The 652-nt window shown below is 32.8% G+C and carries 1 protein-coding gene; it reads right to left on the bottom strand.

Annotated features, from left to right (window positions below; all coding sequences use genetic code 11):
* A partial coding sequence (gene trpC / locus IDG60_RS19435) for an indole-3-glycerol phosphate synthase TrpC (protein ID WP_206161085.1) occupies positions 1 to 652 on the bottom strand: 652 nt, incomplete at both ends.

Genomic DNA, 652 nt, shown 5'->3' with positions numbered 1-652 from the left:
TGTGGTAAAAATTCAGATAGATTGTCACAACGCATAAGCGCCTCACCTATTAGTAAGCCATCGATACCACTATGCAAGATTTTTCTTACATCAGATGCATCGTGAATACCACTTTCAGAAATATAATGATGATTGGGTTTTTTATTTTCTAAAATAGTATTTGTATGTTCCACATTTGTGACAAATCGTTTTAAGTCCCTGTTATTTACACCAATCAATTTAGCATTAACCTTATAGGCACGTTCTAATTCATGGCGATCATGTACTTCAATTAACACTTCTAGATTTTGCGATATAGCGTAGTTATATAAATCTTTCAATTGTTTATCCGATAAGATGTTAACGATCAATAAAATCATAGATGCACCAGCTTGTTTAGCAACATCAATTTGAAGCGGGTCTATAATAAAGTCTTTGCATAATACGGGTAATGTTGTTTTTGTTGTCAATGCTTGTAATCTTTCAAAACTACCACCAAAGTACTTTTCATCAGTTAAAATGGACACGGCATTTGCACCGTACTTTTCATAATCTGAGATTTGTTGCGATAAATCTCGTTCAGGTAAGTCATTAACTGTAGGACTCTTCGATTTAATTTCTGCAATAATTGCTAGCTTTGGTTCTTTCTCAATTGCGTTTATAAAAGATTTTT

It is taken from the genome of Staphylococcus sp. EG-SA-2, from assembly GCF_017152085.1.
Note: the sequence above shows the minus strand (reverse complement) of the source record. Positions and strands in the feature narration are given on the sequence as shown.